This is a genomic window from Patescibacteria group bacterium, assembly GCA_018819405.1.
Lineage (GTDB): Bacteria > Patescibacteriota > Patescibacteriia > UBA1558 > GWA2-36-10 > XYD1-37-29.
The window spans coordinates 744,562-759,398 of sequence record JAHJQF010000001.1; the positions used below are offsets into that span (position 1 = coordinate 744,562).

14 protein-coding genes are annotated in these 14,837 nt (G+C 37.4%); 11 read left to right on the plus strand and 3 right to left on the minus strand.

Annotated elements, in window-relative coordinates:
- Positions 1-161: 161 nt before the first annotated feature.
- Positions 162-824: a hypothetical protein gene (locus KKH39_03825; GenBank protein MBU1203137.1), complete on the minus strand. Its 663-nt coding sequence runs from the start codon at positions 822-824 to the stop codon at positions 162-164.
- A gap of 798 nt (positions 825-1,622) precedes the next feature.
- Positions 1,623-2,018 carry a hypothetical protein gene (locus tag KKH39_03830; protein MBU1203138.1) on the minus strand — a complete coding sequence of 132 codons (396 nt, stop codon included), beginning with the start codon at positions 2,016-2,018 and terminating at the stop codon, positions 1,623-1,625.
- A 224-nt stretch (positions 2,019-2,242) separates the two neighbouring features.
- On the opposite strand from KKH39_03830, the gene KKH39_03835 reads away from it, so the two are divergent.
- The 4 genes from KKH39_03835 to secA are packed head-to-tail and all read left to right on the plus strand — an operon-like array spanning position 2,243 to position 7,341.
- Positions 2,243-3,979, plus strand: coding sequence for an alanine--tRNA ligase (locus KKH39_03835; protein ID MBU1203139.1), 1,737 nt, complete (start codon positions 2,243-2,245; stop codon positions 3,977-3,979).
- A 28-nt stretch (positions 3,980-4,007) separates the two neighbouring features.
- Entirely contained in the window at positions 4,008-4,217 is a 210-nt protein-coding gene (locus KKH39_03840) for a hypothetical protein (GenBank protein MBU1203140.1), read from the plus strand.
- Positions 4,198-4,560 carry a ribosome-associated translation inhibitor RaiA gene (raiA, locus tag KKH39_03845; GenBank protein ID MBU1203141.1) on the plus strand — a complete coding sequence of 121 codons (363 nt, stop codon included), beginning with the start codon at positions 4,198-4,200 and terminating at the stop codon, positions 4,558-4,560. Before KKH39_03840 ends, raiA begins: the two co-directional genes overlap by 20 nt.
- A 24-nt stretch (positions 4,561-4,584) precedes the next feature.
- A complete protein-coding gene (gene secA, locus KKH39_03850) occupies positions 4,585-7,341 on the plus strand; it encodes a preprotein translocase subunit SecA (GenBank protein ID MBU1203142.1) in 2,757 nt (918 codons plus the stop codon).
- 97 nt (positions 7,342-7,438) lie between these two features.
- Here the strand turns inward: secA and KKH39_03855 are convergent, their stop codons facing one another.
- Positions 7,439-7,645: a hypothetical protein gene (locus KKH39_03855; GenBank protein ID MBU1203143.1), complete on the minus strand. Its 207-nt coding sequence runs from the start codon at positions 7,643-7,645 to the stop codon at positions 7,439-7,441.
- Between the two features lie 86 nt (positions 7,646-7,731).
- Between KKH39_03855 and KKH39_03860 the strand changes: the two genes are divergently transcribed.
- From KKH39_03860 to KKH39_03890, 7 genes are read left to right on the plus strand one after another with little or no spacing between them, the layout of a single operon-like run.
- A complete protein-coding gene (locus tag KKH39_03860) occupies positions 7,732-8,052 on the plus strand; it encodes a hypothetical protein (protein ID MBU1203144.1) in 321 nt (106 codons plus the stop codon).
- A gap of 2 nt (positions 8,053-8,054) precedes the next feature.
- The gene (locus KKH39_03865; protein ID MBU1203145.1) at positions 8,055-9,527 is read left to right on the plus strand and encodes a polysaccharide deacetylase family protein; all 1,473 of its coding nucleotides are present in this window, start codon (positions 8,055-8,057) and stop codon (positions 9,525-9,527) included.
- 2 nt (positions 9,528-9,529) lie between these two features.
- On the plus strand, positions 9,530-10,024 hold the full coding sequence (locus tag KKH39_03870; protein ID MBU1203146.1) for an NUDIX hydrolase: 495 nt from the start codon (positions 9,530-9,532) through the stop codon (positions 10,022-10,024).
- Positions 10,021-11,112, plus strand: a complete 1,092-nt coding sequence (locus KKH39_03875; GenBank protein ID MBU1203147.1) for a quinone-dependent dihydroorotate dehydrogenase — start codon at positions 10,021-10,023, stop codon at positions 11,110-11,112. The genes KKH39_03870 and KKH39_03875 overlap by 4 nt, the downstream gene beginning before the upstream one ends.
- Positions 11,105-12,625, plus strand: coding sequence for a glycosyltransferase family 2 protein (locus tag KKH39_03880; protein ID MBU1203148.1), 1,521 nt, complete (start codon positions 11,105-11,107; stop codon positions 12,623-12,625). The genes KKH39_03875 and KKH39_03880 overlap by 8 nt, the downstream gene beginning before the upstream one ends.
- Positions 12,626-12,651: 26 nt before the next feature.
- Positions 12,652-14,199, plus strand: coding sequence for a PDZ domain-containing protein (locus KKH39_03885; protein ID MBU1203149.1), 1,548 nt, complete (start codon positions 12,652-12,654; stop codon positions 14,197-14,199).
- 32 nt (positions 14,200-14,231) lie between these two features.
- Positions 14,232-14,825: a hypothetical protein gene (locus KKH39_03890; protein MBU1203150.1), complete on the plus strand. Its 594-nt coding sequence runs from the start codon at positions 14,232-14,234 to the stop codon at positions 14,823-14,825.
- The last annotated feature ends 12 nt before the right edge of the window (positions 14,826-14,837 follow it).

Below are 14,837 nucleotides of genomic sequence, written 5' to 3' on the forward strand. Positions count from 1 at the left end.
GTAGTGTGGCATCTTACAAGCTCCTTTTTCTGCGGTGGTGGTGGATGATAGAACAAAGATTATTATAATAATACTAATATCTTATCATTAGGTCAATACTCAAAATATAAATTTTCAGAGAAAACCCGCCTAGCATGCGCTAGGCGGGTTGTGCCATCCCGTTAGGGGAAAACATGGGGTCCATACTCCCGTTTGTAGGAGCGGCAAACCGCTTCCAGACTTTCCAGGAGATAATAGCCAATCCATTTACGGTCTTCTGGCAAGAGGCTAATCAGATGATTGGCCAAAGGAACGTAGTGCAGATCGGTCTCCATGATTTGCCGGAGCTGAAAATTTTCCGGACACATACCCAAAGTGCGACTATTGTGCAGGTTGTCACACAGCTTAACTGTGACTGGTTCCGGATCCAAACAGGCCATTAGACTATTGTAGTAGACCTCCCTTTTGTAACCAGGGGTTTTGGTTACCAAATTAAGAATATTGTTGACCGCCTGGCCAAAAACCATGGTCACAAATTTTTCGGTAACAAGATCTGGACATTCTTCACGAGCATCATGCAAAAGGCAACTGACAATGGCGTCAACCCGTTGGTTCAGGGGAGTCCACCGCAAGCCAATATCATTGACTCTGATGTCGGTCACTGCCAAGACATGATGGAAAAAAGGTGTCTTCTTGTCGCAACGAGTTTTGCCCCGATGGACAAAACTGGCAATCCGGTAGGCCAAAGCAATGCGATACAAGTCACTTTCAGGCACAAAAGCTTCATAGCTCTGTGCATAATAATGACTAGCATCATACTGCCTAGACGAGAGTAGGCTACTCATGGTGCACCTCCTTAAAGTGCTGAGAGTTTTGACGTGTTATGTACTAAATTTTGTACTATATATACCTCAAGAAGCTTAAAAAGTCAAATCAAAACTTGACAATTAATTTATTTATATTCTACAATTATATTATCAAGCTCGTACAAGCTTTAACAAAAAAAGATGGGCTCCTTCTGCGCCAATACAAATCACTGCCAAGGATGGCAAACCCTCTGGTGTTCAAGGATTTCGTAAGCGTTGAACGAGCCCACCAATGTGGGGTCGCACTTGTGCTAGTATGCTGTCAATCCTGGCAGCAAATATCACAACCACATGCCGGCCGGCATGGACTTGCCTTGTGCGACCCCCTTCGACCTCACGACTCGTCAATCATTGGCGAGTCTTTTCATATCCTTGACAAAATAGATATTTTAGACTATAATATCATAATATTTGTACATCTTTTCAATATAAAAGCCCGCCGGCGGGCCTCAAGTGGACCGCCACGCACCTAACGACAACCGGATTCTAATCTTCTTTCCGGAAAATCGTTGGAGGTTCATCTCTCCACCCGCCGGCGGCACCCCACTAGATGGGTGCGTATCAGGTCAAATAGACCACAGTGCTCAACCGAGCGGAGCTGATCTGAGCGGAAACCTGAACGCACCCACCCAATACCCCGGCCGGGGCCTTTTCCATGCACATTGCGACCTATAACAGGTGGCAATCTCACTGAAGGGCTCGGCCGGGCCTTTTTTTATTTATAAATTTAAAACCACCTCTGTTGAGCTTTCCCAATAGAGGTGGTTCACTACAGCACTAGTGAGCGCTGGCAATCTGGGCCTGATAAAAGAGTTCACGCCAATTACAGACGTGTGGCTCAGTGTGAATGCGTAAAAAATGTACTTGGTTACCAGAATCTGGCAGACAGCCTAGCGGAAAATGATCCGCAATCGCTGTGTACTCACGCCTGAAAAATCCATTGGTCAGGACTATCACACTGGGCACACCAGCCCTAATAGCCAAAAAAGGTAGGTCTGCAAAACCATCAACGTGAGTGACAAACAGCATGTCCACCGCATGATGAGCAATATAGGCTCTGGTACAGTCAGCATCGCAACAAATAACAATCTCCAGATTATCATCAAGCAGAGCCAGCTGAGCACAGACTTGAGTGTGCTTTTCCATCAAATTTCCGGCCACTACGACTTTCATTATGACTCCCTTCAGGGTTTGGTGAATAAGGACAATAAACAACAAAGAAATATAACAAAAACAGTACAATTTGTCAAATTTTAAATATTGACCCAGTTAAATAATTTTGCTAGCAAAATTGCCAATTTTTGGCATTTAACTGGGTTGACTTTTAGGCCTAAATTTAGTAGAATTTAAAATGATTTACCATTAGAAAATAATGGTTTTTTAAACTAAATTTTGCTATGACAGTCAAACAATTAAAAGACAATTTTTTCCAATATTTTGAAAGTAAGAACCATGAAATAATTGATTCTGCTTCACTTGTTCCAGACAATGATCCAACTGTGCTTTTTACTACTGCTGGCATGCACCCCTTGGTGCCCTATCTGATGGGTGAAAAACATCCTGAAGGTAAACGACTGGCTAATGTTCAAAAATGCTTGAGAACTGGAGACATTGATGAAGTAGGCGATGCTACTCATCATACTTTTTTTGAAATGCTTGGCAATTGGTCACTGGGTGATTATTTTAAAAAAGAAGCCATAGAATATTCCTGGGAATTTTTGACTAAAGTTCTAAAACTTGACCCAAAAAAAATTGGCATATCAATTTTTGGTGGTAATGATGAAATAAAAGATTATGACCAAGAATCAGAAAAATACTGGATTGAGATTGGCGTTGATCCAAAAATGATTGATAAGGTTCCAGCCAATTGGTGGGGACCAGCTGGCACAACAGGACCTTGTGGACCAGATACTGAAATGTTTTATTGGACAGGCCCAGGAGATGCTCCTACAGAATTTCACGAATCAGAAAAAGGCTGGGTGGAAATTTGGAATGATGTATTGATGGAGTACAATAAAACTGCTGATGGTCAGTTTGAAAAACTAGCTCAAAAAAATATAGACACCGGTATGGGTCTAGAAAGAACCTTGGCAGTAATAAACGGCTTAAATGATAATTACGAAACAGAACTTTTTCAGCCTATAATCAAACAACTTGAAAATATATCTGGTAAAAAATACGCCGATGACAAGAGGAGTTTTAGAATAATTGCCGATCATATTCGCTCGGCTGTATTTTTGCTAGGCGATCCCAAAGGAATTAGTCCATCAAACAAAGACCAAGGCTATGTTTTAAGACGTTTGATAAGACGAGCTATTAGGCTTGGCAAAAAAATAGGTATTGAAGATAATTTTTCTCAAAAATTAGCGGAAGTAGTAATTGAAAATTATCAAAATTCTTATCCTGAGTTATCTCAAAATAAAGAATTTATAATTACTGAGCTTGCCAAAGAAGAAAATAAATTTCGTAATACCTTAGACAAGGGTTTACGTGAATTTGACAAACAAAAAAATATTGATGGCAAAACAGCTTTTGTCCTATTTTCTACTTATGGCTTTCCCTTGGAAATGACTGAAGAATTGGCCAAAGAAAATAATATTCAAATAAACAAAGAAGAATTTGAGACCGAATTTAAAAGACACCAAGAATTATCACGCACAGCTTCTGCTGGCATGTTTAAAGGCGGCTTGGCTGATGACAGCCACAATACCAAACGTCATCACACTGCTGCTCACTTGATGCTTGAAGCTTTACGCCGAGTACTAGGCGACCATGTCCAGCAAAAAGGCAGTAACATCAATGAAGATAGAATACGCTTTGATTTTTCCCATCCTGACAAAATGACTGACGAGCAAAAAAAACAAGTAGAGGACATAGTCAATGAACAAATAAAAAGAAAGCTACCTGTCCATTTTGAAGAAATGAGTGTAGCTGAAGCCAAAAAAATAGGGGCTACCGGAGTATTTGAACACAAATATGGCGATAAAGTAAAGGTTTATTTTATGGGTGACTTTTCCAAAGAAATATGCGGTGGCCCACACGTAGACAACACTGAAGAATTGGGCGGTTTCAAAATAAACAAAGAAGAATCATCATCGGCTGGAGTCAGGCGTATCAAAGCAATTTTAAATTAATTTTATAAAAAATTAAAAAATAAAAACTATGAACAAATTAAAAATTTTATTTTTATTGCTACTAGCTCAATCTGCCTCGGCTCAAGAAGCGACCCCAGTTGCTGAAGCAGTGCCATTTTGGAAAGATAAAACATTTTTAATGTTGGCCGGTGGCGCCTTAATATTAATTATCGTCTTGATTGTAAAAAAAATCATGGATAGACGAGGAGAGGAGGAATATGAAGATTCAAATTCATAATCAAAATTTTGATCTAACCCAAGCATTTCAACAATATTTAGAAGAAAAAATTTCTGCTCTAGAAAAATACCAAGAAAATATTATTAGTTTTCAAGTATACCTAGGTCGTGATACTCACCACAAAAAAGGTGAAGTATATTCAGTAGAGGTGATAGCTTCTATGCCTGGACAAAAAAATATTATAGTCAAAGAAACTGACAGTGATGCCCGAAGAGCTGTAGATATTGTCCAAGACAAAATGGCTAGACAAATTGTAAAAAGCAAAGAAAAAAAAGTCTCACGTCTTAGAAAAACCACCCGTTACTTTAAATCATTAAAATTCTGGAATAAAAATCACCAATAATACTTGGCCTAACTCAGTATAAATATGAAATTTTTAGACAAATTGTTTGGGGATGCCAATGAGAAATTTCTCAAAAGCCTAAGACCGCAAATAGATAAAATCAATAATCTAGAAAATGACTTCCTGAGCTTATCTGATCATGAGCTAAAGGAAAAAAGTCTAGAACTTAAAAAACAAATCAAAGACGGCGCCAAGCTAGATGATGTATTGACACCGGCTTTTGCTTTGGTAAAAGTAGCCGCCCAAAAAACCCTCAACCAAAAGCCTTATGATGTCCAACTTTTAGGTGGTATAGTATTGCATCAAGGCCAAATAGCCGAAATGAAAACCGGCGAAGGTAAAACCCTGACTTCTACTTTGCCAATATACTTAAATGCTCTAGAGGAGAAAGGAGTCCATGTTATTACTGTCAATGATTATCTAGCCAAGCGTGATGCGGTTTGGATGGCCCAGATTTTTAATTTTTTGGGACTGTCGGTCGGTGTGATAGGACACGATTCATCATTTATTTATGACCCTAGTCCCAAATCAGAAGAAGATGATAAAACTCGTGATCAGGGTGTCAAGGTAGTAATGGATTATTTGAGACCAGTCACCAGAAAAGAAGCCTATCAAGCCGATATTACCTATGGCACCAACAATGAATTTGGTTTTGATTACCTGCGCGATAATATGGCTCAGGACCGAGAAAAGCAAGTCCAACGCGGCCTGCACTACGCCATAGTAGATGAAGTAGATAGTATTTTGATTGATGAAGCTAGAACTCCACTGATTATTTCTGCTCCAGCTGAAAGCTCTACCGGTAAATATCAACAATTTGCCCAAATGGTTGCTAGTCTTATTGAAAATGAGGATTACAATATTGATGAAAAAATGAAAGCTGCCACTTTGACTGAAGAAGGCATCAGAAAAATGGAAAAAATCCTAGGAGTAGACAATATTTACGAAACTCACGGACTGGAAACTGTCCACCATATAGAATCTGCTTTGAAAGCCAAAACCTTATTTGTAAAAGATAGAGACTATGTAGTCAAAGACAATGAAGTTATAATTATTGATGAATTTACCGGACGCATGATGCCCGGCCGTCGCTATAGCGAAGGTCTACACCAGGCCATTGAAGCCAAAGAAGGAGTGGAGGTACAACGTGAAAGTATGACACTAGCCACTATTACATTTCAAAATTATTTTAGGATGTATGACAAGCTATCTGGCATGACGGGAACTGCCGCTACTGAAGCAGAGGAAATGGCCAAAATATATCACATGGACGTAACTGTTGTACCAACAAACCGTCCATTTGCTAGAAATGACATGGGTGACAGAATTTACAAAAGTCGTCGCGGCAAACTAAAAGCAATTGTCAGAGAAATAAAAGAATGCCATGAAAAAGGACAACCAGTTCTAGTCGGTACAATTTCTATTGAAAAAAATGAAGAATTATCTGAACTTTTAAATAAAGCTGGCATACCATACGAACTCTTAAATGCAAAATTCCACGAAAGAGAGGCCGAGATAATTGCTCAGGCTGGTCGCAAAGGAGCGGTCACAGTAGCCACCAATATGGCCGGACGCGGAGTGGATATTATACTCGGTGGTACTCCTTACAACCAGAGCAAATATGAAGAAATAAAATCCCTAGGTGGTCTACATGTCTTGGGTACCGAGCGACATGAATCACGCCGAATTGATAATCAGCTCAGAGGACGAGCCGGACGTCAGGGTGATCCAGGATCATCCCAGTTTTATATTTCTATGGAAGATGATCTGATGCGTATCTTTGGCTCGGATAGAATGAAATCTATCATGGACAGACTTGGTATTGCCGAAGATACCCCGATAGAAAATAAAATGATCTCTGGTTCTATTGAATCTGCCCAAAAAAAAGTAGAGGGTCACAACTTTGATATTAGAAAACATTTGGTAGAATATGATGACGTAATAAACAAACACCGTCAAGTTGTCTATCGATCCCGTCAGGAGCTACTGGAAATATTTTCTGACAAAGAACACAAAAATAAAACTACTTCGCAAGATATTGTTTTAGACTATATAAACAAAGAAATTGAAAGTGTTGTTTCCTTCCATACTTTGGCCGAAAAAAACAACGGCGATTTTGATCCCAAAGAAATTTTGGAAACACTCAATTCAATATTTAAAATCGAAAGTACTGAAGAAAATAAAATAAGAGAACTTTTGGAATCAAATAAAAAAGACCATTCTCATGAAACTCGCGACAAACTGATTGAATATATCCAGAATATTGCTAAAGAAAAATATCTAAACCTGACTGACACCATCAATCAAAATGTAGAAATGACAGATGACACCTGGACAGCTATGCAGCTGATAGAACGCGGTATAGTGCTACGCAGCATTGATAGCTTGTGGGTAGAACACTTGACGGCTATGGACAAGTTGCGTACGGGCATTGGCCTACAAGGCTATGGACAGCGTGATCCTTTAGTAGAATACAAACGTGAAGCTTTTAACTTATTTAATAACCTACTTGATTCAATCCGCAAACAAATTGTTTATTCAATTTACAAAATAAATTTAGCCAGAAGCTCGTTTGCTAAAACTAGACCAGGTGAAGCTCAAAAGAATTTTGATGAGCAAAAATCCGGCTACAGTGCTTATGCCAAACAAGTCCAAAATAGGGATAAGCAGGGACCCCTCAAAACTTCCAAACCTCGTGATGATGAAGGCCAAAAAGTCGGGCGCAATGACCCTTGCCCTTGCGGTAGTGGTAAAAAGTATAAAAAATGTCACGGTAAATAAAAACTATTATGAGCGTAAATTAAAATAAAAAAAGAGTGCCCCACCAAACGGCAAGGCACCGAATGCTAATGCAATGTACACATCAGTTAAGAAATTACTACTTGGGATGGCCATTTTTGGCTTCTTCCTTGGCAATCTCACCAACTTTGTAACCCAACAGGTAGGTCAAATCTTGTGAGGCCTTATGTAGACCATCGCGACCGTCGTTCCAACCAGAGTCCCAACGTTCTTTACCAGTCAGCAGGACTGCTGGGCAAGCATCATGATGTTTGTCATCAGACCAAAGACAGTAATTACAGCGCATGATTCACCTCTTTTTCCTTGGTTAACTGACCAATGGTTACTAACAGTATAGTATTATTATAAATAATAAAATTTGTCAATATAAAAATGCCTAAAAATGTCAAAATAATAGTTTTTACACCCATTGGCTCGACTGATAAAATAAGAGAGGCTATGGCCAATGCTGGCGCCGGTCAAATTGGTAATTATAGTCATACCAGTTTTTCTAGCAGTGGCATTGGCAGATTTAAGCCTCTAAAAAATGCTAAACCTGCCATAGGGCAAATTGATAAATTGGAAGAAGTAGAGGAGGAGCGGATTGAGGTAATTTGTACTTATGATAAAGCTAGAGATGTGATCCAAGCCATTAAATCAGTTCATCCTTATGAAGAGCCGGCAATAGATACTTATACTTTAGAAAATATATAAATATGAGTTTTGAAAATAACAGCGAAATACAACATCCATTTAGAGGGGAGCTCAATAGCATCAAACAAGATCCTGATTTTAGTTTACATAATTTAGGGACGCCTGACAAAACTAGCGACGTTTTAGAGACGGAACAAAAAGAATTTTCAGATTCCCAAAATATTATCACCGAATATTTTAACGCCGAAGGCAGAAACCATCAAAGCTTTGTGGAATTAAAAAGATTTTATGAATCAATGCAGGCTCAACTTGAAAATTTATTGCCAAAAACATTTTTTGTTGAAGGTATGCCGTCAGATACAACACAAGCCGGTCGGTCATTTTATGTAATTCAACATTTTGAAAATCAAAATGACAGCAGCTACAAAAAAATAAATGAGCTAAACTCCAATGAATTTTCCCAAGAGCTGATAGAAAAACTACTTGCTATCCAGGAAAAAATATTAGCTTTTTTACAGGACAATAATATAGACTTTCCTGAAGGCTGGGAAGATTTCGAAACTATTGATCCAAAAACATTCAAAGAGGATATTGTCTACTCACCGAAAAATAATCAGATACAAATCAGTAATCTTTTCAAACTTGATCCTGATACCATAAAAGCTATTCTAGGTAAGCCCGGCAAATTTGAAGCAAGCCAAGATAGACTGAAGATGCTCAAAGCTCTAGGTCTGGGCGCTCTGGTAAAAAAAATCAGCTGGTTTCTGGAGAGGAGCGCACTGCCTGAATGGCTAAAAGGAGAAAGAATACACTGGAAATTAAATCCGGAAAAATTACACGATATTGAGCAGGCCGGTCAAAAAGCTATGTCCCTTACCTTTGATGATGGTCCAAACGAAGAAACAGAAGAGCTCCTAGATATTTTAAAAGAAAAAAATATCAAAGCTACTTTCTTTCTTGTTGGTTCACAAATACCAGCCAGAGAAAATATTGTCAAAAGAATTGTTGATGAAGGCCATGAAATAGGAGTACATGAATGGTCGCAAGAAGGTCTACCAACGCCTGAGGCCATGAAAAATCCGCGTGAATACGCCAAAAGATTTATCGGTCCCAGACAAGATTTGGGGGATGTCAAAAAAACCAAAGACCTAATAACCAAAGTTAGTGGTCAAGAACCAAAACTAAGTAGAATGGCCGGAGTGCATGCGACTGTCGATAGTCTGCGTGAATTCCAAGCTATGAATCTGGATATCATACATGCCGATCCATACGATGTTTTGTTTATACCGCCAAGTAAAAAAATAGACTCCAAAAAATTACTCTCCCGAGCTCTAAAAAATAATGGCCACGGCAAAATCAGGCTCTTTCACATCGGGGCTATGACTGATCAAGGCATACCTTTGAGCAAAGACGAAGTAGATATTGAAAATGGAGAAGTATATCCTCCAGAACAAACTCTGAAGATGATCAAAAGGTACATTGAAGACAGTCAAAGACAAGGTTATCAATTTGTGGGTATAAAAGAATATATATAAATATGAAAAAATATACTTACCAGCAAAATAAAAAATACTATAACTCTTTGGATAAGAAGAGAATATCTGTTGGTACTTTATTTTTTGATAGCCAAGACAAACTCTTACTTGTAAAACCAACTTATAAAGATCATTGGGTTCTGGTAGGTGGCACTGTAGACAAAAATGAATCACCCCTGACCGCTGCCATTAGAGAAACAAAAGAAGAGTTAGACTTAACTGTCAAAAATTTGAGATTAATATCCGTAGAATACAAAAAATTTGATATCTACAAAAATGAAGCTTTATTTTTTCTGTTTTATGGCGGCAGGTTATCAACCAAACAAATAAACAAAATAAAACTTCCCTATAGTGAATTATTAGATTTTAAATTTGTCAATATAAATAGTGCCAAAAAATTACTCAGCCTAACAATGGGCAGTAAATTGAACGCCTGTAGTAAAGCTATAAAAAACAAAACAATTGCCTATCATGAAAATGGTAAACAGCTAATATGATTTACAAAAAAATAATCAGACCAATACTATTTTTGACCCCAGCTGAGTTTGCTCATGATTTGGCGCTTTTTTATCTGTCAATTTATAATAAAGTAAATTTTTTAAATAATATTTTATTCCATGTCTTAGGTACGACCACACCGCGTTTGAGACAAAAATTATTTGGTTTGTATTTCCGTACTCCTATAGGGCTACCAGCTGGAATGGACAAAAATATCAAGGCCCCGCGTACCTGGTCTAGTTTTGGTTTTGCTTGGTGCCAACTCGGTTCCATTACTTATATGCCCCAAAAAGGCAATCCTAAACCCAGACTATGGCGTCTAAAACAGGATAAAGGTCTAGTTATAAATTATGGCTTATCAAATTTGGGAGCCAAAAAATCAGCCGAGATTTTGGCTAATGTCAAAAAGAGTAGAGGACTATGGTCAATTAGTATTGCCAAAAGCAATGACACGCCTATGGAACAAGCAGCCCAAGATTATGAAAAATCATTTAATATCCTGGGGAAATATGCTGATATAATTACTATCAATCTGAGCTGTCCAAATGTCAAAAATTTTGGTGGCTTACAAAAGCCCGAACTCTTGGAACCAATTTTGACAAAAATCACCAAAATAAATACCCATAAAAAACCAATCTGGATAAAAATTGGCATTGACCTAAACAAAGATGAACTTGACGGAATTATAAGTCTGGTTAAAAAATATAAAATTGATGCTATAGTAGCTACTAATCTTTCCAAAGATAAAAGCCAACTTACTTTGAAATCACCAAATCAGTCCAAGCCGGGCAGCGTCTCTGGTCTTCCTATTCAGCAAAAGGCCGATAAGATAATTGCCTATCTTTACCAAAACTGCGAAAATAAATTTAAAATAATCGGCACTGGCGGGATTTTTGATGCTCAAGATGCTTATACCAAAATAAAAGCCGGCGCTTCGCTCCTGCAAGTAGCTACCGGATTTATCTACGGAGGGCCAACTACAATCCGAAATATAAATTTGGGCCTGGATAAGCTCTTGGCTAAAAATAACTTTAAACATATTTCTCAAGCCGTGGGTATAGAAGCCAAAAATTACAAATATGAATAAAAAATATCAGGATTATTATAAATACCGCGCCTTAGAAATATTACCAGGCTTTTTGGTTTGGACAACTTTTATAGTTGCTATATCCCTGTCTTTTCTAGCACCGCTCAAGGCTATTTATTTTATTATTGTTTTTGATGTCTACTTTGTCTTGAGAGTCCTTTATATGCTGATATTTTTGCTGATGAGCTGGTTCAAATATCGCCAGGCAATCAGGACTGACTGGTGGAAATTTTTACAAACCACCCACAAACACTGGCCCGAGTATTATCATATTATATTTCTGCCGACAGCCGGTGAGCCTTTTGAAATAGTAGATACTACTTTTGACAACTTGGTCAACAAGACAAAATATGACCATAAAAAAATGATTATTGTCTTAGCCGGAGAAGAAAGATATGAAAACCAATTTAGAATAATTGCTGACCAAATAATCCAAAAATATTCTGAAAATTTTCACAAAATACTTGTCACTATCCACCCTGACAATGTAGAAGGGGAGATAAAAGGCAAGGGATCCAATTTATATTATGCTGGATATGAAACCAAAAAATATATTGATGATCAGGGATTTGATTATAAAAAGTTAATTGTTTCTACTTTTGACATTGATACTATTTCTCATCCGGATTATTTTGCTTATTTGACCCATAAATTTCTAGCCCACAAAAACCCTTATAAAGTCAGTTTCCAGCCTATGGCTTTTTATCACAACAACGTCTGGCAGTCTGATATTATCACTCGGGTGGTAGCCAACTCCACTACTTTTTGGTTGCTGACAGATCTAGCTCGTCCTGACAGACTTTTTACTTTTTCTTCTCACTCTATGAGCTGGCAAGCACTAGTAGATATCGGATTTTGGCAAAACAATATTGTCACGGAAGACTCGCGTATATTTTTGCAGTGCTTGATAAAATATAATGGTGACTACAAAGTAGAGCCTATGCATATACCAGTTTCTATGAATACAGTCTATGTTGGCCAGATAAAACGCAGTTTGATAAATCAATATAAACAAATGCGTCGCTGGGCCTACGGAGTAGAGCATTTTCCTTATATGGTCTGGAGGTTTAGACAAAATAAAATGATACCCGCCAGTAAAAAATGGATATATGTGTGGAATCAAACTGAAGGAATATATTCTTGGGCAACAGTACCAATCCTTGTAATGTTTATGGGCTATTTACCGCTCTGGGTAGCTGAAAAGCAAAACCTGACTAATGTCCTGACCCAAAATGCCCCAATAGTACTGGAGCAAATTATGCGTTTTGGTATGATTGGTATTTTCCTAATCGCTATTATGAGTGTTATTATATTGCCGCCCATGCCAAAAAACTTTGACAGAAAAATCAGTTCAAAAATTTTTAGATATTTACTGATGTTTGTCCAGTGGCTGATATTTCCGGTGACCATGATAATTTTTGGTTCTATCCCAGCTGTTGATGCCCAGACCAGACTGATGCTTGGCAAATATCTTGGTTTTTGGGTAACTGAAAAAAATCATCTTGATAATTAAAAATTTATAAATATTAATTTTAATATATGATTAAAATAAAACAAAAAGTCTTTATTTTTTCACTATCTTTTTTTGGCCTAATAGTCTTTGCACAATTTGCCAAAGCCGTTACTGTTGCTATCGGTCCAAATGCCAGTGAGATAAAACAAACTTATGTCGGCAGTTTTTTGGTAGAGGACAATAATTTCCAACACCGCTATTGGTATATTGAGCCCACTAGTCAAGAAAGGTATTTAATAAAAGATGGTGTCAGTGTCTCCAAACTACTCAAAAAAATCGGCGAAGCCACTCACAACATCGAGCTAGATAAAATATCATCTGACTACAACAAGGCCTATGACAATAGAGGTGAAATACTTATTCAAGTTGATGAAAAGGGTGAAGCTTGGTATATCAATCCTATAGATTTAAAAAAATACTATTTACAAAATGGTAAAGATGGCTTTGCTACTATCCAAAAATTAGCTTTAGATATTTCGACAGTCAAACTCAATGCTATACCAATTACCAAAGATCCTGAATTTGATTTAAACTCAGACTTTGATATTAATTTTGGCATGTATAACACTGTCAAAGAAACCCTAAAAAATAATTTTTTCAAACCTGATAAAGTAAAAGATTTGGATCTTTTTTATGGCTCACTAAAAGGCATGTCCGACTCTCTGGGCGATCAATATACCACATTTTATACACCCAATAAAAATACTCAATTTAAAGAAAGACTAGAAGGCCAGGTAGAGGGTATTGGCGCTATGGTTGACACCATAAATGGCCTATTTACTATTATTAGCCCCTTAGAGGGCTCACCAGCTCAAAGAGTTGGGCTGTTGCCTGACGATCAAGTTCTATTTGTAGATGGTGTAGATATCAGTGGATACTTATTAGAAGATGCCACCGAACTTATCAAAGGTCCCGCCGGCACTGAAGTAACTCTTAATGTTTATAGACCAAGTGAAAACAAATATTTTGATTTGACTATTACCCGGGAAAAAATACAAGTTCAAAATGTGAGCGCAAAAATGTTAAACAATAATATTGCCTATATAAAGATAAATATGTTTTCGCTAAACACTAAGTCTGAATTTGACAACATCAAAAATAATTTTATCAAAGATGATACTCGTGGAATTATTATTGACTTGCGAAATAACCCAGGTGGTTACACTGACCCCTCGGTAAATATAGCCGATTACTTTTTGCCTGAAGGTGTACCAATATTTTTTGAAGAATTTCCAAATATAAGTTATCAATATACTTCACGTATAGACAAAGAAATAGATATACCAACTGTAATTTTGGTCAATGGCGGCACTGCCTCAGCGGCAGAAATATTTAGCTCCGCTTTACAGGAAAATGGCCGAGCTCAATTGGTGGGTCAGCTTACTTTTGGTAAAGGTACTGGTCAGAGTTTACAAAATTTTGCTGATGGCAGCGCCCTCAAGTACACTATCTTTGAATGGTTAACCGCCAAAAGAAACTCTATAGAAGATGTTGGCATTACTCCTGATTACATTGTAGAAAATAACCCTTATAGTGATTTACAATTGCAAAAAGCTCTGGATTTGCTAAAATAAGATTAGCTATCTAAAAAATTAATATTTTTTATATGAGCCTTGAACAAGTACCACTGGAAACAAAAAAATCTGAAATGGACACTTTACTCGATCAATTGCAGGCTTTAGATAAAACTTCAGCTGATTATGAAAAGCAAAAATCCGCACTTTTAGAGCAAATGAAACCACTGTCTGAAAATATAGCCGAAGAAAAAAAGATGGCTGATTTGGGTGGGCGGGAAAAGGAATTTTATTTTGCAAATGTGCTTGATGATCTTCAAAGAATTGCCGATACCAAACTACCGAGAGCTGAAATTGAAAGCGAAGCTAGCGAAAATAAAGAAACATCTGCCGATCTATTACAATATCGTAAAAATATTTTAGAAAGTGTCCAAAGTTTGATAAATACTGGACACAAGCTCCAAAAATTTTTAGAGGGAAGAGACTTTTTGATAAAAAAAAGATTTTCTGACGCTGATAAACAACTTATAGCAGGTAAAATACAAATTATTATTGACCAAGTATTAGCTGATATGTCTGACTACAACCCCAACGATATAGCTAGCGCTAAAAAAACTCATGAAAATATTCAACAGGCTTTTGCCCGATTTACTATCATAATGAAAACATATAATTTAAAATACTAAAAAAGAATCTGG

Coding starts and splice junctions, on each gene's coding strand:
- KKH39_03825 (MBU1203137.1), bottom strand. CDS start 824: ATGAGTAGCCTACTCTCGTCTAGGCAGTATGATGCTAGTCATTATTAT.
- KKH39_03830 (MBU1203138.1), bottom strand. CDS start 2,018: ATGAAAGTCGTAGTGGCCGGAAATTTGATGGAAAAGCACACTCAAGTC.
- KKH39_03835 (MBU1203139.1), top strand. CDS start 2,243: ATGACAGTCAAACAATTAAAAGACAATTTTTTCCAATATTTTGAAAGT.
- KKH39_03840 (MBU1203140.1), top strand. CDS start 4,008: ATGAACAAATTAAAAATTTTATTTTTATTGCTACTAGCTCAATCTGCC.
- raiA (MBU1203141.1), top strand. CDS start 4,198: ATGAAGATTCAAATTCATAATCAAAATTTTGATCTAACCCAAGCATTT.
- secA (MBU1203142.1), top strand. CDS start 4,585: ATGAAATTTTTAGACAAATTGTTTGGGGATGCCAATGAGAAATTTCTC.
- KKH39_03855 (MBU1203143.1), bottom strand. CDS start 7,645: ATGCGCTGTAATTACTGTCTTTGGTCTGATGACAAACATCATGATGCT.
- KKH39_03860 (MBU1203144.1), top strand. CDS start 7,732: ATGCCTAAAAATGTCAAAATAATAGTTTTTACACCCATTGGCTCGACT.
- KKH39_03865 (MBU1203145.1), top strand. CDS start 8,055: ATGAGTTTTGAAAATAACAGCGAAATACAACATCCATTTAGAGGGGAG.
- KKH39_03870 (MBU1203146.1), top strand. CDS start 9,530: ATGAAAAAATATACTTACCAGCAAAATAAAAAATACTATAACTCTTTG.
- KKH39_03875 (MBU1203147.1), top strand. CDS start 10,021: ATGATTTACAAAAAAATAATCAGACCAATACTATTTTTGACCCCAGCT.
- KKH39_03880 (MBU1203148.1), top strand. CDS start 11,105: ATGAATAAAAAATATCAGGATTATTATAAATACCGCGCCTTAGAAATA.
- KKH39_03885 (MBU1203149.1), top strand. CDS start 12,652: ATGATTAAAATAAAACAAAAAGTCTTTATTTTTTCACTATCTTTTTTT.
- KKH39_03890 (MBU1203150.1), top strand. CDS start 14,232: ATGAGCCTTGAACAAGTACCACTGGAAACAAAAAAATCTGAAATGGAC.